At 63.7% G+C, this 22259-nt stretch carries 20 protein-coding genes; 13 read left to right on the forward strand and 7 right to left on the reverse strand.

Annotation, left to right across the window (positions count from 1 at the left end):
* Positions 1-16 precede the first annotated feature (16 nt).
* The 7 genes from cysC to U873_RS0109565 all read left to right on the forward strand — a co-directional run bounded on the left by cysC (position 17) and on the right by U873_RS0109565 (position 8168).
* Complete coding sequence (gene cysC, locus U873_RS0109535; protein ID WP_029978287.1) at positions 17-634, forward strand: adenylyl-sulfate kinase; 618 nt, start codon at positions 17-19, stop codon at positions 632-634.
* Positions 634-2958 carry an RND family transporter gene (locus U873_RS0109540; RefSeq protein ID WP_025128034.1) on the forward strand — a complete coding sequence of 775 codons (2325 nt, stop codon included), beginning with the start codon at positions 634-636 and terminating at the stop codon, positions 2956-2958. Before cysC ends, U873_RS0109540 begins: the two co-directional genes overlap by 1 nt.
* A 32-nt stretch (positions 2959-2990) precedes the next feature.
* Complete coding sequence (locus tag U873_RS0109545) at positions 2991-3794, forward strand: outer membrane lipoprotein-sorting protein (RefSeq protein WP_025128035.1); 804 nt, start codon at positions 2991-2993, stop codon at positions 3792-3794.
* Entirely contained in the window at positions 3791-5002 is a 1212-nt protein-coding gene (locus U873_RS0109550; protein ID WP_025128036.1) for a hypothetical protein, read from the forward strand. Before U873_RS0109545 ends, U873_RS0109550 begins: the two co-directional genes overlap by 4 nt.
* Positions 5003-5056: 54 nt before the next feature.
* Entirely contained in the window at positions 5057-6226 is a 1170-nt protein-coding gene (locus U873_RS0109555) for a hypothetical protein (RefSeq protein WP_025128037.1), read from the forward strand.
* Positions 6227-6310: 84 nt separating this feature from the next.
* Positions 6311-7417, forward strand: a complete 1107-nt coding sequence (locus U873_RS0109560; RefSeq protein ID WP_025128038.1) for a bis-aminopropyl spermidine synthase family protein — start codon at positions 6311-6313, stop codon at positions 7415-7417.
* Positions 7407-8168, forward strand: coding sequence for a PIG-L deacetylase family protein (locus tag U873_RS0109565; RefSeq protein WP_025128039.1), 762 nt, complete (start codon positions 7407-7409; stop codon positions 8166-8168). The genes U873_RS0109560 and U873_RS0109565 overlap by 11 nt, the downstream gene beginning before the upstream one ends.
* Here U873_RS0109565 and U873_RS0109570 read toward each other — a convergent pair.
* The 4 genes from U873_RS0109570 to U873_RS0109585 are packed head-to-tail and all read right to left on the reverse strand — an operon-like array spanning position 8108 to position 12681.
* On the reverse strand, positions 8108-8980 hold the full coding sequence (locus tag U873_RS0109570; protein ID WP_025128040.1) for a glycosyltransferase family 2 protein: 873 nt from the start codon (positions 8978-8980) through the stop codon (positions 8108-8110). The two genes, U873_RS0109565 and U873_RS0109570, sit on opposite strands and share 61 nt — an antisense overlap.
* Positions 8980-10359, reverse strand: coding sequence for an MATE family efflux transporter (locus U873_RS0109575; protein ID WP_025128041.1), 1380 nt, complete (start codon positions 10357-10359; stop codon positions 8980-8982). The genes U873_RS0109570 and U873_RS0109575 overlap by 1 nt, the downstream gene beginning before the upstream one ends.
* A 28-nt stretch (positions 10360-10387) precedes the next feature.
* A complete protein-coding gene (locus tag U873_RS0109580; protein WP_025128042.1) occupies positions 10388-11476 on the reverse strand; it encodes a Gfo/Idh/MocA family protein in 1089 nt (362 codons plus the stop codon).
* Positions 11473-12681, reverse strand: a complete 1209-nt coding sequence (locus tag U873_RS0109585; RefSeq protein WP_025128043.1) for a DegT/DnrJ/EryC1/StrS aminotransferase family protein — start codon at positions 12679-12681, stop codon at positions 11473-11475. Before U873_RS0109585 ends, U873_RS0109580 begins: the two co-directional genes overlap by 4 nt.
* 614 nt (positions 12682-13295) lie before the next feature.
* On the opposite strand from U873_RS0109585, the gene U873_RS0109590 reads away from it, so the two are divergent.
* The 5 genes from U873_RS0109590 to U873_RS0109610 are packed head-to-tail and all read left to right on the forward strand — an operon-like array spanning position 13296 to position 18003.
* Entirely contained in the window at positions 13296-14579 is a 1284-nt protein-coding gene (locus tag U873_RS0109590) for an alkaline phosphatase family protein (RefSeq protein ID WP_081818634.1), read from the forward strand.
* Entirely contained in the window at positions 14576-15535 is a 960-nt protein-coding gene (locus U873_RS0109595) for a transglutaminase domain-containing protein (RefSeq protein WP_025128045.1), read from the forward strand. Before U873_RS0109590 ends, U873_RS0109595 begins: the two co-directional genes overlap by 4 nt.
* 23 nt (positions 15536-15558) lie before the next feature.
* Complete coding sequence (locus U873_RS0109600) at positions 15559-16302, forward strand: SDR family NAD(P)-dependent oxidoreductase (RefSeq protein ID WP_029978289.1); 744 nt, start codon at positions 15559-15561, stop codon at positions 16300-16302.
* Positions 16302-17234 (forward strand): ROK family protein, encoded by a 933-nt coding sequence (locus tag U873_RS0109605; RefSeq protein WP_025128047.1) that lies wholly within the window; start codon positions 16302-16304, stop codon positions 17232-17234. The genes U873_RS0109600 and U873_RS0109605 overlap by 1 nt, the downstream gene beginning before the upstream one ends.
* A gap of 55 nt (positions 17235-17289) precedes the next feature.
* Positions 17290-18003 (forward strand): YitT family protein, encoded by a 714-nt coding sequence (locus tag U873_RS0109610; RefSeq protein ID WP_025128048.1) that lies wholly within the window; start codon positions 17290-17292, stop codon positions 18001-18003.
* 211 nt (positions 18004-18214) lie between these two features.
* Here the strand turns inward: U873_RS0109610 and U873_RS0109615 are convergent, their stop codons facing one another.
* Positions 18215-18544 carry a hypothetical protein gene (locus tag U873_RS0109615; protein ID WP_025128049.1) on the reverse strand — a complete coding sequence of 110 codons (330 nt, stop codon included), beginning with the start codon at positions 18542-18544 and terminating at the stop codon, positions 18215-18217.
* Positions 18545-19113: 569 nt separating this feature from the next.
* Here U873_RS0109615 and U873_RS0109620 point away from each other — a divergent pair.
* On the forward strand, positions 19114-21474 hold the full coding sequence (locus U873_RS0109620) for a DNA polymerase II (protein WP_177330257.1): 2361 nt from the start codon (positions 19114-19116) through the stop codon (positions 21472-21474).
* A gap of 6 nt (positions 21475-21480) precedes the next feature.
* Here the strand turns inward: U873_RS0109620 and U873_RS0109625 are convergent, their stop codons facing one another.
* Together U873_RS0109625 and U873_RS0109630 are read right to left on the reverse strand one after the other, a co-directional pair.
* Positions 21481-21810, reverse strand: coding sequence for a DHCW motif cupin fold protein (locus tag U873_RS0109625; RefSeq protein WP_025128051.1), 330 nt, complete (start codon positions 21808-21810; stop codon positions 21481-21483).
* A gap of 36 nt (positions 21811-21846) precedes the next feature.
* Positions 21847-22143, reverse strand: a complete 297-nt coding sequence (locus U873_RS0109630; RefSeq protein WP_025128052.1) for a hypothetical protein — start codon at positions 22141-22143, stop codon at positions 21847-21849.
* Between the last annotated feature and the right edge of the window lie 116 nt (positions 22144-22259).

The following is a 22259-nucleotide window of genomic DNA, read 5'->3' on the forward strand; positions in this document are numbered from 1 at the left end:
CCTACTGGATCTGTTTATGAGAGACGTGACAGTGAATATCGATGACATGGGCAATAGCGGCGCCATCGCGTCCCTCGACGAGGCGGCCGGTTGGCTTGCCCACGGACCGTTGTGTGTCTGGTTCACCGGCCTTTCGGGTGCCGGCAAGTCGACCCTGGCCAGGGCCCTGGAAGCACGGCTCGGGCAACTGGGCGCACGCGTGCGGGTGCTGGACGGCGACGACCTGCGTGCAGGGTTGAACAGCGACCTGAAGTTCAGTGCAGCCGACCGCAAGGAAAATATCCGTCGCCTGGGGGAAGTGGCCCGGTTGTTCTACGACAGTGGCTATATCGTCCTGGTCAGTGCGATCTCGCCGTTTGTCGAGGACCGCGAGCGAGCACGGACGTTGTTTGCCGCACCGTCGTTCATTGAAGTGCACGTCGCCACCGACCTGGCCTTGTGCGAGGCGCGCGATCCCAAGGGCTTGTACGCCAGGGCCCGCAGTGGCCAGTTGCCGGAGTTCACCGGGATTGACAGCGCCTACGAGCCACCGGTGGCCTGCGAGTGCCTGATCGAGACGGCAGGGTGCAGTGTCGACGATGGCGTCGGGCAGTTGCTGGCGGTCATTGGGCGCATCGGTGGAGGACAGCACTGATGGCCACTTCGACCTTCGAGCGCGTGCTCAAGCGTTACCGTTTCTGGTTGTTCGCCCTGGTAGTGGCGCTGGTCGCGGGGCTGTCCTGGGGGATGACCTCGATCCGCTTTGCCGCCGACTACCGGGCGTTCTTTCCCGAGGGCGAGAAAACCGTCGAGCAACTGGACGCCCTGCACCGGCAGTTCGGCAAGTCCGACACCTTGCTGTTCGTGATCAAGAACCCCAAGGGCACGGTGTTTACCCGGGAATACCTGGAGCAGTTGCATGAATTGACGCAACAGGCCTGGCACATTCCCCACGCCTACCGGGTGGACTCGGTGACCAACTTCCAGCATGTGTTCGCCGAAGGCGACACGGTGCACGTCGAAGCCCTGGTGCGCGAGCCCAGCGACCTGACGCCGGCGCACATCGAATTGATGGAGCGCCTGGGCCGCAACGACATCGAACTGGTCAAGCGCCTGGTTTCCAGCGATGGCCAGACGGTGGGCGTGCTGGTCACCCTGCAGTTTCCGCCGCAGACCCTGGACGCGGCGCTGGCGGCCACCGCCGAAGGCCAGCGCCTGCTGGATGAGTTTGCCCGCAACAACCCGCAACTGCAGGTGCACCTGACCGGCCTGGCAGCCGTGGAAGCGGCCTACCCGGCAGCGGCGCAGCAGGACATGGCGGTGCTCACCCCGCTGATGTACCTGATCATTCTCCTGGTGACCGTGCTGATGCTGCGCAGCCTCGGCGCCTTGCTGGTGGTGCTGATCGCCATCAGCATGGCCACCGCCGCGACCCTGGGTGCCAGCGGCTGGCTGGGCTTCGAGGCGACGGCGTTGACCGGGCTGCTGCCGACCATCGTCCTGGCCACCTCGGTGGCGGAGATCATGCATGTGCTGTCCGCCGCGCGGCAGATGAGCGGCGAGTACGGCAACCGCCGGGTGGACCTGGCTTGCGCGGCGATCAAGGACACCATCAAGCCCATCGCCATTGGCACGGCGACCAATGCCGTGGGCTTCTACAGCCTGGTGTTCGCTGCCTCGCCGCCCTACAAGGAGTTCGGGGTGCTGGCGGCCATCGGTGCCCTGATGGCATTGCTGGTGACCCTCTCGGTGGCCGCGGTGCTGATCCCGCTGCTGCGACTCAAGCCGCTGGAAGGGGCCGCCAGCCGGCGCTATTCGTTGTACATGGAGCCGTTGCTGCGCTACCCGAAACTGTGGCTGCTGGGGTTCGTGGTGCTGTTCGTGCTGGCCATCGAGCCGGCGCGCAACAACCTGATCAATGACCGCATCGTGGAGAACTTCGACACCAGCATCCCGGTGCGTAACGCCACCGAGTTCGCCATGGACAACCTGTCCGGGATCTATCGCCTGGAATATGTCGCCACCTCGGCCAAGGGCGATATATCCGACCCGGGCTTTCTCACCGAGTTGGATCGTTTCGCCCAGTGGCTCAGGGCCCAGCCGGAAGTCGATTCGGTCACGACCCTCGGCGACGCCTTGAAGAAGCTCAACCAGACCATGAACGGTGGGCAGGCTGACGAGTACCGCTTGCCCACTGACCCGGCGCTGGCTGCGCAGATGCTGCTGGTCTACGAGATGTCGCTGCCGTTCGGCCTCGACCTGGGCAGCCAGATCAACATCGACAAGTCTGCCACGCGCCTGGTGGTGACCCTGACCCGGCTCGACACCCAGCAGATCCGCGACATCAAGCAGCGCGCCGATGACTGGTGGCAGGCCCACGCCGATCGCTCGGCGCTGGTGCCGGGCCTGGGCACCGGCGAGGCGGTGGTGTTCGCCAACCTCACGCACATCAGCATCGAGTACATGGTCAATGGCCTGCTGTTCGAGCTGGTGACCATCACCCTGATGGTTGCGCTGTTCCTGCGCAATGCCGGCCTGGGGTTGATCAGCATCCTGCCCAACGTCTTTCCGTTCTTCATCATGTTCGGCCTCTGGGGCCTGTGGCGCGGCGAGATCAATACCGCGGCGATCAATGTCTGCGTAGTGGTCTACGGCCTGATCGTCGAGGCCACGATCCACATCATGAGCCACTACAAAGGGCTGCGCCTGGTGCAGGGCCATCCGCCACGGGAAGCGCTGCGCCTGACCTACCAGCATGTGCTGCCGTCGGTGTTCGCCAACGCAGTGATCCTGGCCTCGGGTTTCATGGTGATGACCTTGTCGCCGTTTTCGATGAACGCCGATTTCGGTTTGCTGGCGGTCATCGCGATCTTCCTCGGGCTGATCTTCGACGCGTTGTGCCTGCCCCTGGTGCTGCTGACCTTTGACCGCTTCCTGTGGGGCCGCGCCGCCACGCGACTGGCCACCCGCGAAGCCTGAACCCCGACCCGAATCCAGAGAAGGAACCGACCATGAATTGCAAAGCCGTATCCAGCGCCTGCCTGTCACTCTGCGCGCTGCTGTACCAGGCCTCCTCGCTGGCCAGCCCGGAGCAGGAACTGGGGCAGCAATACGCCCATCGCTGGCGCGACAGTGACCTGGGCTACCAGGACACCAGTGCCAGGATCCGCCTGACCCTGGTGGAAAAGGAGGGCGCCAGTACCGACCGTTTCATGCGCATGAACAGCTTTGAAACCGCCAGTACGGCGGTGGGTGACAAGGTACTGCTGACCTTCGAGGCCCCGGAGAACATCAAGAATTCCCGGGTGCTGATCCATTCCAAGATCAAGGAGGGCGACCAGGTCTGGCTGTACCTGCCGGCCCTCAAGCGGGTCAAGCGGGTGGCTGCGGCCGACCGCTCCGGTTCGTTCTCGGGCAGCGAGTTTTCCTACGAGGACATCGGTTCGATGGAGGTCGGCAACTACGACTACCAGTGGTTGCGTGACGAACCCTGCGGCGAGTTCCAGTGCGCGGTGGTCAAGCAGGTGCCGCTGTATCCGTACTCGGGCTATTCGTCGATCTGGATCTGGTACAACAAGACCGACTACCGGCAGATGAAGACCGAGTACTACGACCGCAAGGGCAGCAAGTTCAAGACCCTGACCCTGGGTGACTATCAGTTGTTCCTCGGGCGCTACTGGCGTGCCCTGAACATGACCATGGTCAACCACATCACCGGTCGGCAAACCGTCCTGGTCAGTTCCGATGTGCAGTTTCGTACCGGCATCCGCGAGGACGCCTTTGAGCCGGCAAGGCTTGGAAACCTGACGCAATGATCCCAGGCACGGGCCACCGCAGGCTCCAGGCGTTGCTGCTGGGGCTGTGCTGGAGCGTCACCCAGGTGCACGCGGAGGCGGAGCAGGGGTTGTCGGCGAAGATCGCGCTCAAGCGCTACTTCTTCACCTCGTCGCCGGCCGAGGGCGTCGACGATGGGCATCTGTCCGGCACCGCGCAGTTGGGCCTGGACTACCAGTACCTGCAGAGCTGGGACAACCTGCGCCTGCGTCTGGTGGTCAACCCGCGTTATCTGGAGAGCGGGTCCAAGGACCCGCGGCCGAGTTTCTATTGGGATGAGCTGTTCGTGCTCCTGGAACAGGACAATCGCGAGCTGAAGGTGGGGCGGATCAAGGAGCACTGGGGCGTCATGGAGACCCGCCAGCTGGTGGACGTGATCAACACCTACGACAACCTCGACGGCCTGCAGCCGGAGGAAAAACTCTCGCAAAAGGCCATCAAGCTCGGCAGTACCCTGGGGCCCGGGCACCTGAGCCTGTACCTGCTCGACGGTTTCGAGCCGGTGCAGTTCTACAGTGAGCCGGCGCGGTTTGCCGCTTACCGGGTACAGCCGCCGGCCGAGTACATCCACGGCGGCGATCCGGACTCCCTGGACCTGGCGGCGCGTTACTTCATCTCGGTGGCCGACCTGGACATCGGCCTCAGCTACTTCAAGGGCACCAATCGCTCACCGGCATTTCGCAGCGAGGGCGACAGCCTGGTGGCCCAGTACACCGAGGTCGCGCAATGGGGGCTGGATGCGATCTGGGTCAGGGAGCAGTGGCTGTACAAACTGGAGGCCCTGGACCAGCGGGTCTCGGACAGTGCCTACAACTCGCGCAAGCTGTCGGTGGGCCTGGAGTACGCCATTACCCGGGCCTGGCGCGATGCCGACCTGAGCCTGATCGGTGAATACCACCACGACCGTGACCAGCGGCTGGCGCCGGTAAGCATCTTCGATCGCAAGTTCCTGCTGGGTGCACGCCTGGAACTCAATGATGCCCATTTGTCTTCGGTGTTCCTGGGCTACACCGCGCAGGCCTCCGACCTGGGCAACAACATGCTCAGCGCCTCCCTCGACCTGGGGCTCAGCGATGCCGTGCGGGCCGGTGTCAGCGCGGTGCTGATCAACAGCTCCGCGAGCGATGTGGTCTGGGACGCGCTGGCCAGTGATTCCCACGTGGCGTTGGAGCTTTCCTATTCATTCTGATCGCGCCGGCAAACGCCGGCTCGATCCCATGCAGTCGCCTTAAGGGATAACGCCATGGATACCTTGCTACAGATCATCGGATTCGGGCCTGCGGCCCTGGGTCTGTTCATTACTGCAGACCGCAACGGCCGCTTGCGGCAAATGCTCGACTGTGGGGTGCAGGTGCATGAGCGCAGTGGCTCCCTGGAGCAGTGGGACTGCCTGAGCTATGAGATCGAAGCCAATTCGCCGATCGCCGATTTTCTTGCCGGCATCCGCCGCGACGGCGCTTTTGCCCAGTGCCTGCAGCAGCCCCAGGTACAGCGCTGGCTGCAGGCCCCGGACCAGGTGGTGCCACTGGTGCAGGTCTCGGCGTTTTTGCGCCAGTTGGCGCAGGTGATCATCGAGCTGTGTCTGGCCCACCCCAACGCGGCGGTGCATTTTGCCCACGGGGTCGAGGCAATCCGCTGCGAGGCTGGCGGTTTCACGGTCAGCGGCAGCTGGGGTAGCTGTTCCAGCCGTTATCTGGTGCTGGCCTGTGGTGCCCGGGTGCGTGACTTGCAGCACCAGCAGGGCGTGTCGACGGCCTCGACGCTGTGCTCCGACCGGGTATTGCGCGGGCAGGTCGATCCGGCGCTGCTGCAGGCCCTGGAGCAGGGCAAAGCCGTGGTCGTGCTGGGTGGCAGCCACAGCGCCTTTTCCGTGGTCGGCTATTTGCTCGAGCGCTTCGCCGGCTGGCTCGGCCCCGGCTCGATCCAGGTTCTGTGCCGCCGGCGCCCGGCGTTATGGGCGGCCTCGACCCGGGTGGCCGCGCCATTGCGCGCCCAGGACCGGGTGGATGAGGACAGCGGCGAGGTCAACCGCTTCTGCGGCTTGCGCGGCGCGGCCCAGGACACCCTGCTGCAGATCGAGGCCGGAGCGCGGGCCAGTGTGGTGCTGCACATCGGCGCCACTGACCCGCAACCCTGGCTCGCCCGCGGCGCGCTGCTGATCAACGCCACCGGTTACCGACCCCGGGTGCCCGGGCTGCTGGATGGCCAGGGCCGCCAGCTGAGCCTCGACCAGCTCGACGGCAACCTGTGCAAGCACCCGCAGACCCACGAACTGACCGTCGGCGGTGCAGCGGTGCCCGGGCTGTTCGGCACCGGACTGGGGTTTTCCGACCGGCGCGGCGAGACCCTGGAAGTCGGAGTCAATTTCTTTCACGGCCGCTGTGCCGGGAACATTCTGCACGCCGTGCTCTGACGGCATCTCATTTCCACCAGGCCTACAGGAGGCTGCATGCCTACGCTCGTTGCAACTCGAACGGATCTACAGACAGGACTGGCGATGCTGTCCAGCGCTTTACCCGCGGATCCCGCGGCATTGGACGACCTGCTGTGCAAGCTCGCCAGCCCCCAGCGGGTCTATCAACTGTTGTCGTCGCGCCTGACGGTGCGCCAGGTGCTCTGGTGCCTGGCACAACTGCTGGCCGAGGGGCAGTTGCGCGTGGTGCCGGAGGGCTCGGCGCAGCGCTTTGTCCGCGAGGGGGCGGACGAGGTCCCGCTGCCGGGCAGCGGCCTGCATCTGGTGGGCGACGACAGCCTGCGCTTGAACCCGCACTTTCGCGAGATCCTCACCGATCTCATCAGCGACAAGCAGAGCCAGTACAGTCAATCCATCGAGACCTACGAGACCTTGATCCGCCGCTACAAGATCATGCAGAGCCTGGGTGACTTGAATCACGAGGCGCTGTTGCTGTTGGGGGACGACGCGTTGTTCTCGCTGTTTCTCGCGGTACACGGCTATCGCCGGCGGATCGTCGTGGCAGATATCGACCCGCAGTTGCTGGCGACCATTGCCCGGGTTGCGGCGCAGCAGGGTTTCAACAATATCGAGGTGGTTCATTACGATGTCTTCCAGCCCTTGCCGCAGAGCCTGGTTGGGCAATTCGACTGCTTTGCGGTCAATGGCTTCAAGGACCTGGGTGGGCTCTTGATGTTCGTCTGTCGCGCCCTGCAGTCACTCAAGGCACCGCCGGCCATGCGCAGCGGCTACCTCAACTTTGGCAGCCACGATGTGCTTTCAGTGGCACAGGTCAAGCAGGAGGCCGAGATGCATCAGGCGCTGCTGCGCTTTGGCCTGTACCTGGATTACTGCGTGCCCTGTCCCGAAACCCATGTTTGCAGTGCCTTCGAGGAGGCCTTCAGTGCCAGCGCTCGACGCCTGGCCGAGGTGCCGCTGGCGTTGCGAGTGCCGGCGTGCGAGGCCGAGCTGCAGGCGCTGCACCAGGCCTTTGCGCACCTGTCCTGGGTCCAGATGCGTAACTTTCCGGACATCCAGCTCTCGCCCCTGAAGATGGGCCGCTGTCGGGTGGTGGAGCGCAATGACCGGGAGATTTCCCGGTTCCTGCGCCTGGGCCAGCTGTATGCCGGCAGCACCGCCAATGCTCGGTGAGCTGGGAAATGGACGGGTGGTGGTGCTGTCACCGCACCCGGACGATGGCGTCTGGTCCCTGGGTAGCGGCCTGGCGCGCTGGGCACCGCACCAGGACATCCAGCTGCTCAGCCTGTTTGCCGGCGACGCCGGAGCAGGGCTGATCCAGGCCCGTGCACCCGAGCAGCGCTGGCGCTGCTTTTCCACCCCTGGACAACGTCGTGCAGAGGATCGGCGCGCCGCCACGATCCTCGGCTACGGCTGCTCGAACCTGGAGGCGGCGGATGGCGCGTTGCGCCTGGACCAGGCCGGAGGCTTTGCGCACGCCAGCCTGGCGTCACTGTTTCTGGACTCCACCCCGGCATCCTGGCCGGAGCCGGAGCCGGCCCTGGTGGCTGCGCTGCAAGGGTTTCTCCGGCCGCAGGATGTGGTCTGCGCGCCGCTGGCCATCGGTGCTCACGTCGATCATTGCCTGACCCATTGCCTGGCGCGCGGGCTGACCAATCGGCTGTACTTCTACAGCGAGTTTCCCTATGCCGATCAGATGTCGCAGCAGGCGCTGGAGCGGCATGTGCAGGCCTTGGGCCTGCAGCTGCAGGCCGAGGATATCGCCTGTTCATGGCCGGCGTGGCGCGATGCTGCGTTGTGCTACCGCTCCCAGGTCGTGATGCTGTTTGCCGGCCAGGGGCGTTTTCTCCAGGCCCTGCAGCGTCACTGCCGGGTGCAGGGGGACACCGCGTTCTGCCGAATCTGGTCGACCCGGGCAATGTAGCGCTGCACCGAGCCGGTGGGCGAGAGCAGTTCATCCAGGGCCAGGGCCTCGGCAATCGGGGCCTGGGCCTGGAACAGTTGCAGGTTATGCCGGTGGTCCTCCCAGCGCTGGGGATTGTGATGGGACATGTGGTAGCCGCAGGCGCGGGGTTCCAGGCTCAGCCTGACCCCGGCCCGCCACAACCGGTAACCCAGGTCCAGGTCTTCCATGCCCCAGCGCCGGCCATAGGAGGCGTCGAACCCTCCGACCTGTCGCCAGGCGCTGCGGGACAGGGAAATATTTGCCCCGGCACAGGCCAGCCAGGGCCATTGGTTAGCCCGTGGATGTTCAGCGGCCTGCTCCAGGGGGTTGGCCAGGGTTCGCGCGCCTTGCGCTGTCCAGCGCCCGGCCAGCAGGTCTTCCACCAGGATCGGCGGGCAGCCGGCGGTGCCCAGGGCCGGATCGCTCACCGGGCCCAGGGCAATCAGCTCCCGTAGCCGGCCGTGTACCAGGCCTTCGCGTTCCTCCTGGGCCTGCAGGTGGGCCTCGAAGAAACCGTCCTGGACCAGGATGTCATCGTCAAGAAACAGCAGTACCTCGCCCCCGGCGACACTGGCCCCGAGATTTCGCGCTGCGGCGCGCCCCAGGCCCGGCGAACGGACGACCCGTGCGCCCGGCAAGGCGTCGATCAGGGCCAGTACAGCGGGTTGGGCGGCGTCGGCCACGATCACCGTCTCGAATCTGCAGCGCGTCTGCTGGCGCTGCAGGCTGGCCAGGGTCAGGCGCAGGCGTTCGGCCTTGGCATGCACCGGCATGATCACCGAAAGTTGCATCAGGCACCCTCGTCGCGCAGGCTGGCGGCGGGGCCGGCCTGGCCGGGCTGTTGATTGAGCTGGTGGTGACGCTGGGTCATCAGTACCGCGGCGACCAGGTTGCCAACCAGCATGGCTTCCACCAGGCCATTGAGGCCGCGTTGCCAGTGCAGGGTCAGCAGCCAGCCCAGGGGCACCATCAGCAGCAGGTAGGCAATGGCATGGATCAGGGTCGGCGCCAGGGCGTCTTCGCGGCCGCGCAGGGCATTGGACATGATCCCCTGCCAGGCATCCAGAGGCAGCGCCAGAGCCAACAGCAGCATGCTCGGCAGGGCCACGGCCAACAGCTGCGAGTCATGGCTGTATTGCCCCAGCAAAGGGCCCGGCAGGACCGCCAGGACCAAGGCGCAGAGCGAACTCAGGGACACCCCCAGCAGCAGGCCGGCGCGGGTTGACAGCCTGATGTCCGCCAGGTCGCGGTTGCCATGGGCCATGCCCACCTGGATCGAGGTGGCAAAGCCGATCCCCATGGGGATCATGAACAGGATCGAACGGATGTTGACCAGCACCGCGCAGGCGGCGGCGATCAGCGGCGAGGCCACGCCGGCCATGACCGCGATGAGCATGAAGGCCAGGGCCTCGATGCCGAAGCTCAAGCCACCGCCGTAACCGATGCGGCGTTGCATCTGCCATTGCGGCCAGGCCCAGGCAAAGCGCTGGTTGATCCCGAAGTCGGCCCGGTCAGCCATGATCCGGTGCACATACAGCACGATCGCCAGGGCCATCAACAGGCGGACAATGGTGGTGCACCAGGCCGAGCCCAGGGCCCCCATTTCCGGCAGGCCGAACTCGCCGTAGACCATGGCATAGCACAGCACCGCGTTGACCAGGTTGCCGCCCAGGATCACCAGGGTGGCGGGCATGGGCCGGGAGATGCCCTCGAGGAAAAACGAGTAGGCGATATAGATCAGGATCGCCGGCAACCCCAGCGCCACGATCACCATCAGTTCGGCAATGGCCGCGGCCAGTTCCGCCTGCACCCCGAACCGTGCGAGCAAGGGCAGGCTGGCGACACTGGCCAGGGCGCAGGCCAGCCCTAGGCCGATGGCCTGGACGATCCCGCGCTGGGCGGCCAGGCCGGCGGCGCGCGGGTCCTGCTGGCCGATGGCGATCGAGCCCATGACCAGGATGCCGAACAGCAACCCCGCGGCAATCAGCATGTAGGTGTCGGCAATGGCGTGGGTGATAGAGATGGCTGCCAGCGACTCGGTGGCGTAGCGCCCAACCATGATGGTGTCCACCAGGGACAGCAGCAGGAAGCCGATGCGCGACACGACAATCGGTCCTGACAGTTTGGAAAGCTGCAGCAACTTGTCTTTGAGCAATGTGGAACTGGCCATGGGAGCGGCTCCTGGCTGCGGCGTGGGGTCAGTCACCTGACCGCGCGCCGCAGGATGGCGTGAGATGGGGGTAGAGGGAGGACATCGCCGAGGCCAGCGAGCGCAGCTTGCGGTACTCGAGTTCGCGGCTCTGCGGACAAGTGCCCAGGCGGGCGATACGGCTGCCGAGGAAATCCCGGTAGGGCGCGAGGTTGTCCTCGGCGGTGAAGGCCAGTGGGGTCTGGGTGCCGTTCGCGGTCAGCATCAGGCTGGGCTGTTGAATGCGGTTCTGGCTGAAGCCGAAGGTGGTGCGCAGGCAGAGTTCGCCGGCACTGCCGTAGAGGGTGATGCGGGTTTCATCACGCTCCTGGTGGCAGGCCCAGGCGGTGCTCATGCGCACCAGCGTACCGCCCCGGGCCTGCAGGCAACTGAATGACTGCGACTCGACTTCGACGATGCCGATCTGCCCCGGGTCCTGGTCGGCGCGCCAACTGGCCTGGTGCCGACCTTCATCGGCCGTCGCCGGCACGTGGTTGCACAAGGCGGCCTCGATCAGCGGATAGTCCAGTGCGTGCAGGGCCACTTCCAGCAGGTGCCAGCCCAGGTCCGCACCCGAGCCGGCCAGTGCCTGGCGGGCCTGGGTGAACCAGGAACCCGGGCGTGGCACCCCGTGCCTGCGGCGCCAGCTGACATCGATGCAGTGCACGTTGCCCACGGCGCCCTCGGCCAGCGCCGCAACCATGGCCCGGACATCGCTGCGGTGAGCCGCCGCGGCGCTGACCAGGAGATCGGCACCGGTTTCACGGCTACGTTGGATCAGCTGCTCGGCCTCCTCGGAGGACAGGCAGGCGGGTTTTTCCAGGATCACGTGCAGACCCTGGTCCATGGCTCTCAAGGCTTGCTGCACGTGATGCACGTTGGGCGAGCAGATCAGGGCCAGGTTGCAGCCCTGCAACGCCTGGTCGCTCATGCAGCGATGCCAGCGCGGGCCAGGCGACAGGGCTGGGAAAGCCTCGCCCGCATCGGCCTGGGGATCGATCACCGAGACAATCTGCGCGTGGTGCTGCACCAGCAGTGGTGCCCAGATGTTGCGCACCACCCAGCCGGCCCCGACGAGGGCGACGCGGGGCTTGATCATCGTTCGCCGGCCAGGTGCTGGTGGACCTTGGCGATGGCCGTGGCGATGTCCAGGGTGTCCTGTTCGTTGCCGAGCAGGGCGCGGTGGTGGATCCAGATGCCCCGCTGGGCAATGTGCTCGGTCACCGGGCAGGCGGCGATGCACTGGGCCAGGTCCTGGCGGGTGGGGGCGGGCGCCTGCCAGAAACTGGGAATGCGGTACAGCGCCTGATAGGCGCGGAACGCCGGGATGCCTTCGGCCACCAGGCAGTCCACCACCTGGTTGCGATCCAGCACGCGCTGGCCCGGGAGGTCGTTGAGGGTGAACAGGAACATGTAGTAGGGATGGGTGTGGGCGTCCCGGGTACGTACCTGCGCGCAGACCAGTCCCTGGCGGGCCAGTGTTTCGCTGAGGAGGTGGGCGTTGTGCTGGCGCACGCGAGTCTGTTGCTCCAGGCGCGAAAGCTGGGCCCCGAGCACCGCGGCGCTGAACTCGCTCAACCGGGCGTTGGTGCCCACCACGGTGTGCTGATAACTGCGATCACCCAGCGGGCGCCCGCAATTGCCGTACAGGAAGACCTTCTCGCGCAGCTCTTCATTGGGGCACAGGACCAGGCCGCCTTCACCGGCGGTCATCAGTTTGAAGTTCTGGAAGCTGAAGCAGGCCAGGGAGCCATATTCGCCAATCCCGGTGTCTGCGTGACCACGCGCGCCGTGGGCGTGGGCGGCGTCCTGGATGATCACCAATTGATGCTGGTCGGCGATTCTCGACAGGCTGAGCATGTCGCACATGTGCCCGGCCATGTGTACCGGGATGATCGCCCGGGTGCGGGGGCCGATATTGGCCAGCACGGCGGCCGGATCGATGCACAGAGTGTCGGGCAGTACATCTACGGCAATTGCCGTGGCGCCGATGCGCTGGCAAGCCATCGAGGTGGAGATGAAGGTGAAGGCCGGCACTATGACCTCGTCACCGGCACCGATGCCCGCAGCTTGCAGGGCGATTTCAATTGCTACCGTGCCGTTGCTCACGGCAAAGGCCGAATGGGCGCCGTGCAACTGCGCGAAGGCCTGCTCGAAGTCCAGGTTCTCGCGGCCTTGCATGCGCCACCACTGGCCCTGGTGCAGGCTGCGCAGCAGAGCGCTTTCTTCTTCGGCGCCAAACTGTGGCCAAGCGGGATAAGGGGTTTGTCGAACAGGGGTACCGCCATCAATAGCCAGGGTCATACATCCATTCCCTTGGAGAGGTTGCTGAATCAACAGGCAAGCAGAGTTTTACCGAGATGTTTCGGAAAGAACTCCGGTGTTTAAAGTGTTATGCCTGAAGTTGTATTTGGGTGTCGGATTTGTCGCACTGCAGGTTCTGTTGTTTCTGAGTGGTGGTTCTGTAGTTGTTACTTTCAGAACCGTCGTGAAGATAACACGGGATTAAAATCCGAATGCAAGGTTATTTTTAGCAATGCTTTGTAATATTGTGAAATACTCTCCGAGTTGCAGTTGTCGTGTTCGGGTTAATCCCTGTGTTAAAAATTCGCAAATAGCTGATTCGCTCTGAAGGCCCCGGTTTCAATGGGTTTGTGAGGGGTTGGCAGCGGGCGTGAGCGCGCTTTATAAAAATAGCTGACGTCAAGAAAGTGTCATTTCATATCTGGGATTCTCAATGTAACTCTCCTTTTTAATTAAAGGGGTTGTTTGTATCCGGCTGCCTTTTATTTGCTTTCTTGACGGGGTGGTATTCGCGACATTGCAAAGCGATTGTCACTTTGCGGTCATGTCTAAGTGTTGGTCCGGCATGCACTAAGTTTGCCGGAGTCAGGGATGATAAGAGGCTAATTGATATTATGAAGACATTAGTTGTCATTGCCGAAGGGATGGATCCGCTGGTACTGGAGTCCGAAGTTGCCAAAGGCCGGCTTCCATGGTTCTCGCAGCGCCTTGGCGCGCGCTCTTATCGACATTTGAATTGTGGGCCGGTGCCGTACGAACCGAGCAATCTGGCCACCGCGTTCTCAGGGGTCAACCCGGGACGCCATGGCTGTTTTTCCTATTGGAGCGCCCACAGTTCGGGGGAAATTCCACGGATTCTCGAAACCACCGATGTCATGGCCACACGGCTGTGGGAGTGGCCGGAAATGGCCGGCCAGCGCTTTGCCGTGATCAATGTGCAGCTCACTCATCCGCCGCAGCCGCTCAATGGCACGCTGATCACCTACCCGATGCACAACTCGATGAATACCAGCCACCCGCGCAGCCTGCTGCGTGACCTGAATGCCCAGGGGGTGCGCTATGCCCATGACGTGTCGCTGTTCTACACCGGGCAGCCCTTCGACGAGTTTGCGGCCCAGGCCTTCCGGATTGCCGAGCATCAGCTCGACAGCGCCATGGCGCTTGCGCAAGAGGCGGATGTGATGATCGTCAACCTGACCCTGGCTGATCGCCTGTCCCATTTTCTGTGGTACGAAATGCTCGACCCCGAGCCCGCGCAGCGCCCGCAGATTCTGCAGGCCTATGACTTCATCGACCGTGCCTGTGAGCGTCTGCAGTCCCTGGCCCCGGAGTCGATGCTGGTGTTTTCCGAAATGGGCTTCGGCGAGCTGGCGGGGTTCTTTTCCATTGACCAGCACTTGCGGGCCGCGGGCCTGCAAGTGCTCGACGAGCAAGGGCAGGTTGATCTCCAGCGCAGCGTTGCCCTGGAGACGGTGCAAGGTTCCCATGGGGTCATGCTCTGCGCCGACCTGTGCAATGAAGGACGCGCCAGCGCCGCCCAGCGCCAGGCGGTGATGCAATGCCTGAGCGATATCCGCTTTGCAGACGGGCAACCGGCGCTGGCCAGCGTTCGCCATCGAGAGGAGGTGTACCAGGGGCCCCATACCCATCGTGCCCCGAGCCTGATCGTGACCCCGGCGGATCCCACGCGCCCGCCTTTGGGCGACCCACGCTGGGCCAATCACGTCCGACGCACCACGCAGTCGGGATGGCATCGCGATTGCGGCTTCGTGCTGCTGGACGGGGCCAGGATCAAGGCCGCTCCGGGGCCCCTCGAGTTGCAGCAGATCGCCCCGACCATCGCCGGGCTGAGCGGTTGCCAGGCTGCTGCTCAATGTGAAATGACGAGCTTCGCATGACCCGCCCGGCGCTTGTTCGGCAGCCGTTGGCGCATGCCGTTCTCGATAACCTGGGCAAGGTCGAGGATCACCATCGCCGGTTCAGCGTGGCGGCGGGGGAGGCGGGACTCTACGGTTTTGTCGACAGTGATCTGGCGGCGCTGAAATCCATCGGCCTGGCCTCGCGTCTTCAGGAGCACGGGGAGTACTTCGACCCCGATGACCTGTACAGCCTGTCCTTGCACCTGCGCTTGCCATCGCTGCACAAACTGGCCATGCGCAGCTGGGCTGCCGCCTTTCGCCAATCCGATCGCCAGCGGCAGGTCGAACTGGTGTACGCGCTCAACGAGAAAGACCCGCCCCAGGGACCGATCCAGGTGCTGACTGCAGCGGAGCGCCTGTGTGTGCTGCAGGCACCGCAGGGCGGTGACTTCTACCGCCAAAACCTAGTCATACCGGGCCGAATATTGCTCCTGCCGAGCCCGTTTCGGGAGTTGGTCGAAGAAGTCAGCGCCGACATGCAGTTCTACATGCTGCATGACGGAGTTCGTTGGGATCTTGAATTCATGAGCCGGCACAAGCTGGCCGAATGCGGTGGCTTCTCGAAATTGCTGGTCGAGCGGGCCAAGGCACTTGGCTTGCCTGCCAGGCAGGTCTTCGGCCTGCTGCTCAGTTCCCCCTATGCCACCGGCCATTACTGGGCCGAGCTGCAGATCTGTGGCGAGTGGATTGCCGTAGACCCCTTGATGATCCGCCTGCTGTCACAGCAGGCGGGGCTTTCCTGTGGTCAGTGGCCGCTGCACAGGTCGCCGCTGGGCGCTCTGTTGAGGCTATGCGTGGTCGAGACCTATGACCACAACGGAGCGCCCTGTTTGAGCTGCTTCGAAGACAAGTACTTTCGCCAGCTCCCTGTGGCGACGGCAGGAACCATGCAGTACCGGGTGTCATACAGGGTAGCGGTTCAGCTGCCTGATTAATTCGATCGCAGATAGGGAAAATCATGCTGGAACTGAATGGACGGGTGTGCCTTGTCACAGGGGCTTCAGGTGTGCTGGGCGCTGCGATATGTGAAGAGCTGGTTCGTGAAGGCGCTTGGGTCTTCGGGGTCTATCAGCACAACATCGAGCGTATGCAAGCTCTGGTCGCCGAGACCGCCGAGCTGCCTGGCACACTGACTCCGGTCGCTTGCGACCTGACTTGCGCAGAAGAAACCACAAGGATGCTGGCCACCCTGGCCGCCGATTCAAGACCGATTCACGCCCTGGTCTGTTGTGCCGCGAAGATGCTGCGCAAGTCCGCTTTGCTCAGCAATCAACTCGATGGCGATGGGCTGTTCGAGCTCAATGTCGAGTCGACGATCCGCCTGGTGCGCCAGGTGGTGCGCCCCATGCTCGGCCAGCGAGCCGGGCGCGTGGTGCTCCTGGGCTCGCTGGCTGGCGAAAGCGGGATGCCCGGGCAAAGCCTGTATGCCGCGTCCAAGGCGGCGCTGCATGGCTATGCCCGGTCGTTGGCGTTCGAGGTCGGCGGGTTCGGCATCACTGTCAATGTCGTGGCCCCGGGGGCGGTGGCCGGACCACCGACCCATTACAGTGCCGCCGAGGAGCAGCAGGTGTGCCAGCACATTGGCCTGCGGCGTCTGGGGCGCCCCGAGGAAGTGGCGGCGGTGGTCGGCTTTCTTGCGTCAGCCCGGGCTTCCTATATCAACGGTGCGGTGATCGCGGTCGATGGCGGAGGGCGCTTCTGATGCATTGCGCAAGTATCGACCTGGGCGGCAGCAAAATGGCCCTTCATTTCAGCGTCGCCGGACGCGTTGTGCAGCGTGAACGCATCGAGATTCCGGCCGGCTGTGTTCCGCACAGCATCCTGGAACAGGCAGTGGTTCTGTTGGACCAGCAGATAGCGTTGTACGGCCCGATCAATTGCCTGGTGATCGCCAGCGCGCCGACGATCAATGCCGACGGCACCATCATCCGCTGGCCCAATCGACCCGACTGGGAGGGCCTGGCCATCGGCCCGGCCTTTCGCATCGAAGGGGTCGAACGGGTGATCTGGTGCGATGACGGAACGGCTGCGACCTTCGGCGATGCCACGGTCATGCGGGCTTCGAACCTGGTGCATTTTTCCCTGGGGACCGGGGTTGGCGGCGGTGTGGTCTACCAAGGCCGGATGTTGCCCGATCGCGAGTTGGGACACCTGCTGGTGTGGCCCGGAGGGGCGCCCTGCAGTTGCGGGAGGGCGGGTTGCCTGCAGGCCTATGCCTCGTTCCGTTCACTGGACAAGTTTGTCGCCTCGATGGGCTTTTCCGACGAGGCCACGCTCAACCATTGGCGCCTGCGGGCGGTTCAGGCCCTGGCGCTGGCCACGGCCAACCTGGTGGAGCTGTTCCGGGTGGAAGTGATCTGCCTCGGGGGAGGCATGCTCGGGCGCTTTCCGGAAATCCCCCATCAGGTGGGCATGCTGCTGCGCGAGCCGGGCTACCTGAAACCCTCCTTGAACCCACCCCTGGTGATGCATTCCCCCCAGGGCACCGAAGCCTCGGTGCTGGGTGGGTTGTACCTGGCCCAGGCCAGCCATGAAGTGCAGAACGAGATTTGCGGAGGTGGCATCGACAATTCCAGGGTCACCATTCGCCATGTCAGCAACGGCATGAGTTTTATCTCCATGAGCCCTAAGTGAGCGGGCACATGGCAGGACACAACGGATGCATCCATCTTGAAAAAAGGGAAACGATATGATCAGGGAACCACTCCACCAGCCCAAGGGCATCAAGAACGTCCTGGCCGCTTCTGCTCGCGCCTGGCTGACGCCGAATCGCCTGGCGATGTACTTGATAGGCGTGATGATCTTTTCGCTGGGGGCGCTGTTCTTCATCGTCAGCCAATTGGGCACCGATCCATTGGATGTCTTTGTCATCGCCTTGAACAACCATCTGAAGGTAGGGCTGGGGGCCTGCTCCGCGTTGTTCTCCGTGGGCTTGTTGCTCTGGTGGGCCTTGTGGAACAAACAGTGGCCGCCGCTCAGCCCCTTTGTGACCACGACCTTGACGGGCCTGTTCATCGATCTCTGGCTGTTTCTGGAGTTTGACGGGGTGCTGGCGGCGGCCTTGGGGCCCTATGTGTTGCTCGCCATTGGCCTGGGGCTCTGTGCCTACTCCTCGGCGCTGATCATCATGAGCGGGATCGGCATCCGGGTCATCGACTTGCTGGTGATCAGCATGATGAACAAGCTCGGCTGGTCCTTTACCCTGGCGAAGATGGTGCTGGAGATTTCGGTGTTCGTCATTGGCTGGCTCATGGGCGGGCCATTCGGCATCGGCACCATCGCGTTTCTTCTGATCATTGCGCCGATGATCAAACCGTTCATGAACATGAACGAGCGTTACCTGCACATGGGCAACTATGGACTCAAGCGCCGCGATCCACACTTTGCCCCCCCGCATCGCTGACTGGCAAGTAGGCTCAGCGCAGGTCCAAAGGTTTTATCGGCTGCTGAAGATATGTAGAGATGTTCCGATCAACTTGTCGCCAGCGGCTGGCAAGTTGAGAGGGGCGTGGATTTGGTAACGCTGGCTGCAACACGGGGAAGTCAGTCTTGCCCCGTGTTGCAGGATGAAGTGGGATCAACGGGGGGTTAACCCGTTGATCACGCGACTTTAATTAACAGAAGCGATCAATGACCCGAACTTCCGAGTTGCTGCGCAACGCCTGCCATTCAGTCTTCAGGGTCTCCAGTACCCGGCCGATGAAGTCCTTGTCGGCGGCGGCTTTCTTGCCAACGTAGCCCTGGCCGCGGCGGTACATCTTCAGGCGGGCCGCCAGGTCCTGGTTGTTTTGGTCGAACTCTGTTTCATGGCTATGGGGCGACAGGCAGTCGATATGCACTTGGCCCGACTTGGCAATCCACAGGATGTGGCTGTCGTGGCTGTCTTTCTGTGCGGCGAACATACGTGCCAATTCATCAATAGTGGGTTGATTGTTAAGATTCATTTGTAGCCCCCTTGACCATTTATCGATCTGTCTAAGTTGATTCGCTAATTCATCTTGCTACTTCGGTAAGTTGAACCCTGATACCGGAAACAGGGCGACAGAGGGTGTCTGTCGAATACAGATAAGGCCCAGAGCCTGATGCGTGTAGTTGCCTTGATTAACTGCTACGCAATAGCGTCACAACGAAGAGAAGCAGCGCAAACCTGGATGAAGCTGCCGACATTCCCACCATCGGCCACAAGCATCTTGAAGAGTTTTCGCCAGCTTCCCGTCCTTTGTACTGGACGTTCATGCCAGGTCAGTTTCATCAATCTGCCTTGTGGGCAGTACACATCCGGGTCACAGCTCGGCGGTCAGACGAGCTTGCTCATAACACCTTTGCCTTGTCCCCCGATCGGGGAGACGTCTGCATCATGCAAGGCCGAAATCCTCTCGTCAACGGTTTTGTAGTGAAAATTTTCAGGCACTACATATTGTCTGACAAAAGCCGCAAAGCCATCATCCAGACACCCTTTCGCCCGCCAGGGCAGGTAGAATCGGCGCCTTGAAACAGCTCTGAGGTTGCAGTGGTGGATGTACAACAAGGCTTCGTCCTGACGCGGCACTGGCGCGACACGCCGGCGGGCACGGAAGTCGAATTCTGGCTGGCCACCGATCAGGGACCGCGCCGGATCCGCCTGCCACTGCAGACATCAGTGGCCTTTGTCCCGGCTGCCCAGCGGCCCCAGGCCGAGCGCCTGCTGGCCGATGATCCGGATGTGGAACTTCGCCCCCTGCAATTGCGCGACTTCCAGCAGCGCCCGGTGCTGGGCCTGTATTGCCCGCAGCACAACCAGTTGATACGCCTGGACAAGACCCTGCGCCGTGCCGGGGTCGAGGTGTTCGAGGCCGATATACGGCCGCCGGAACGCTACCTGATGGAGCGCTTCATCACTGCACCGGTGCGCTTCAGTGGGCAGCCTGGCGCGGACGGCCTGCTGCTGGATGCGCAGATGAAACCGGCGCCGGAATATCGACCACGCCTCAAACTGGTGTCCCTGGACATCGAGACCAGCGAGCGCGGCGAGCTGTACTCCATTGCCCTGGAAGGGTGCGGCCAGCGCCAGGTGTACATGCTGGGCAAGGCTCGGGCGCAGGACAGCGCGGTGGATTTCGACCTGGAGTTCTGCGCCAGCCGCGAGCAGTTGCTGGAGCGGCTCAACCAGTGGCTGGCGGTGCACGACCCCGACGCGATCATCGGCTGGAACCTGGTGCAGTTCGACCTGCGGGTGCTCCACGAGCATGCCCGGCGCCTGGCGGTGCCCCTGCGCCTGGGGCGCGGTGGCGCGGAGATGCAATGGCGCGAGCACGGCAGCCGCACCCATTACTTCGCATCGGCGGCGGGACGCTTGATCATCGACGGCATCGAGTCTCTGCGCTCGGCCACCTGGAGTTTTCCCTCGTTCAGCCTGGAAAACGTTGCCCAGACCCTGCTGGGGGAGGGCAAGTCGATCGACAATCCCTACCAGCGCATGGACGAGATCAACCGCATGTTCGCCGAGGACAAGCCAGCCCTGGCCCGCTACAACCTCAAGGACTGCGAGCTGGTGACGCGGATCTTCGCCAAGACCGAGCTGCTGACCTTCCTCCTGGAACGGGCCACGGTCACCGGCCTGCCCGCCGACCGCAGCGGTGGCTCGGTAGCGGCCTTCACCCATCTGTACATGCCGCTGATGCATCGCCAGGGGTTTGTCGCGCCCAACCTCGGCGAGCTGCCGCCCCAGGCCAGCCCGGGTGGCTTTGTCATGGACTCGCGGCCCGGCCTGTACGAGTCGGTGCTGGTGCTGGACTACAAGAGCCTGTACCCGTCGATCATCCGCAGTTTCCTGATCGATCCGGTGGGCCTGGTGGAGGGGCTGCGCCAGCCCGACGATGCACACTCGGTGCCGGGCTTTCGCGGCGCCCGGTTTTCCCGTACGCGGCATTGCCTGCCCTCGATCATCACCCGGGTCGCCGAAGGCCGCGAGCTGGCCAAGCGCGAACACAATGCGCCGCTGTCCCAGGCCTTGAAGATCATCATGAACGCCTTTTACGGGGTGCTCGGCTCCAGTGGCTGTCGCTTCTTCGACACGCGCCTGGCGTCGTCCATTACCCTGCGCGGCCACGAGATCATGGGCCGTACCCGACAGTTGATCGAGGCCCAGGGGCACCAGGTGATCTACGGCGACACCGACTCGACCTTCGTCTGGCTCGGCGGCGCCCATGGCGAGGAACAGGCCGCGCACATCGGCCGGGCCCTGGTGGAACAGGTCAATCAGTGGTGGAGCGAACACCTGCGGCAGGAGTACGGCCTGGAAAGCGCCCTGGAGTTGCAGTTCGAAACCCACTACAAGCGTTTCCTGATGCCCACCATCCGCGGTGCCGAGGAGGGCAGCAAGAAGCGTTACGCCGGGTTGGTGCAGCGCGCCGACGGCCGCCAGGAAATGGTCTACAAGGGCCTGGAGACGGTGCGCACCGACTGGTCGCCCCTGGCCCGGGAATTTCAGCAGGAGCTGTATCAGCGGATCTTTCATCGCCAGCCTTACCAGGACTATGTGCGTGACTACGTCGAGCGCACCCTGGCCGGGCAACTGGATGAGCTGCTGATCTACCGCAAGCGCCTGCGCCGGCCCCTGGACGACTACGAGCGCAACGTGCCGCCCCATGTGCGGGCGGCGCGCCTGGCGGACGAGTACAACCGCGAGCAGGGCCGGCCGTTGCAGTACCAAAACGGTGGCTGGATCAGCTACGTGATCACCCAGGCCGGCCCCGAGCCCCTGGAGAATCGCCGCGCGGCCATCGACTACGAACACTACTTGAGTCGGCAGTTGCAGCCGGTGGCGGATGCCATCCTGCCGTTCGTGCAGGACGATTTCAGCACCCTGGTGGGTGGCCAGATGGGCTTGTTCTAAGGGCCTTCAATCCACCACGAACAGCTTGGCCCCCACGGCGCTGTAGGAGCGGTGCGGCTCGGCGTTGTCCGCCACCTGGTAGCTCATGCCCGGGGTCAGCACGAACACCCGGCCGTCTTCCAGTTCGGTGTGCAATTCGCCTTCCAGGCACAGCAGGATGTGCCCCTTGGAACACCAGTGATCGGCCAGGTAGCCGGGGGTGTACTGCACCATGCGCACGCGCATCGGGCCGAACTGGCGGGTGCGCCACAAGGCGCTGCCGCTCTCGCCGGGATGCTCGGTGGGTTCGATGCTCGACCAGTCGGTGGTGGCGAAGGGAATTTCACTGATGTGCATGGCAGGCTCTTGCAGGGGAGAGGGAGGTGTTGTGGGTCAGTCGTCCACGGCTTCACACAGGCCACTGGCACCGTGCGCGTCGGTGTACTTCACGGTCACCGATTCGTCGTCCTCGACGCTGATCAACAAGCTGATTTGCGGCGCCTTGACCTGGAAATGCCGGTCATCCACGGCGCTGTGCTTGATCTCCTTGCCGTTGATGTAGACCGGCCCGCCCTGGTCGGCGCTGACCGCCAGATTGCCCGGACAGGAAACGTTGAACAGCGGGATACCTTCGGCATGGGCCGCACCGGCGGCAATCAGCAAGGTGCCCAACAACAGGATTTTGCGCATCACCCACTCCTCTTGGAAAAGCGCCGGGCACGCTAGAGGCAGGCGCCGTCTTGTGCCCCGGATCAGTGGCTAGCCTAGCGTTTGCCGCGACCTTGCGCGAGCGGAATATTGACCCC

It is taken from the genome of Pseudomonas sp. PH1b (genome assembly GCF_000633395.1).
Classification (GTDB): domain Bacteria; phylum Pseudomonadota; class Gammaproteobacteria; order Pseudomonadales; family Pseudomonadaceae; genus Aquipseudomonas.

Bases quoted from the DNA above. Each gene is read 5' to 3' on its own strand.
- U873_RS0109590 (WP_081818634.1), top strand. From the start codon at position 13,296: ATGAAGACATTAGTTGTCATTGCCGAAGGGATGGATCCGCTGGTACTG.
- U873_RS0109545 (WP_025128035.1), top strand. From the start codon at position 2,991: ATGAATTGCAAAGCCGTATCCAGCGCCTGCCTGTCACTCTGCGCGCTG.
- U873_RS0109615 (WP_025128049.1), bottom strand. From the start codon at position 18,544: ATGAATCTTAACAATCAACCCACTATTGATGAATTGGCACGTATGTTC.
- cysC (WP_029978287.1), top strand. From the start codon at position 17: ATGAGAGACGTGACAGTGAATATCGATGACATGGGCAATAGCGGCGCC.
- U873_RS0109610 (WP_025128048.1), top strand. From the start codon at position 17,290: ATGATCAGGGAACCACTCCACCAGCCCAAGGGCATCAAGAACGTCCTG.
- U873_RS0109580 (WP_025128042.1), bottom strand. From the start codon at position 11,476: ATGATCAAGCCCCGCGTCGCCCTCGTCGGGGCCGGCTGGGTGGTGCGC.
- U873_RS0109600 (WP_029978289.1), top strand. From the start codon at position 15,559: ATGCTGGAACTGAATGGACGGGTGTGCCTTGTCACAGGGGCTTCAGGT.
- U873_RS0109560 (WP_025128038.1), top strand. From the start codon at position 6,311: ATGCTGTCCAGCGCTTTACCCGCGGATCCCGCGGCATTGGACGACCTG.
- U873_RS0109595 (WP_025128045.1), top strand. From the start codon at position 14,576: ATGACCCGCCCGGCGCTTGTTCGGCAGCCGTTGGCGCATGCCGTTCTC.
- U873_RS0109630 (WP_025128052.1), bottom strand. From the start codon at position 22,143: ATGCGCAAAATCCTGTTGTTGGGCACCTTGCTGATTGCCGCCGGTGCG.
- U873_RS0109605 (WP_025128047.1), top strand. From the start codon at position 16,302: ATGCATTGCGCAAGTATCGACCTGGGCGGCAGCAAAATGGCCCTTCAT.
- U873_RS0109625 (WP_025128051.1), bottom strand. From the start codon at position 21,810: ATGCACATCAGTGAAATTCCCTTCGCCACCACCGACTGGTCGAGCATC.
- U873_RS0109575 (WP_025128041.1), bottom strand. From the start codon at position 10,359: ATGGCCAGTTCCACATTGCTCAAAGACAAGTTGCTGCAGCTTTCCAAA.
- U873_RS0109565 (WP_025128039.1), top strand. From the start codon at position 7,407: ATGCTCGGTGAGCTGGGAAATGGACGGGTGGTGGTGCTGTCACCGCAC.
- U873_RS0109555 (WP_025128037.1), top strand. From the start codon at position 5,057: ATGGATACCTTGCTACAGATCATCGGATTCGGGCCTGCGGCCCTGGGT.
- U873_RS0109570 (WP_025128040.1), bottom strand. From the start codon at position 8,980: ATGCAACTTTCGGTGATCATGCCGGTGCATGCCAAGGCCGAACGCCTG.
- U873_RS0109540 (WP_025128034.1), top strand. From the start codon at position 634: ATGGCCACTTCGACCTTCGAGCGCGTGCTCAAGCGTTACCGTTTCTGG.
- U873_RS0109585 (WP_025128043.1), bottom strand. From the start codon at position 12,681: ATGACCCTGGCTATTGATGGCGGTACCCCTGTTCGACAAACCCCTTAT.
- U873_RS0109550 (WP_025128036.1), top strand. From the start codon at position 3,791: ATGATCCCAGGCACGGGCCACCGCAGGCTCCAGGCGTTGCTGCTGGGG.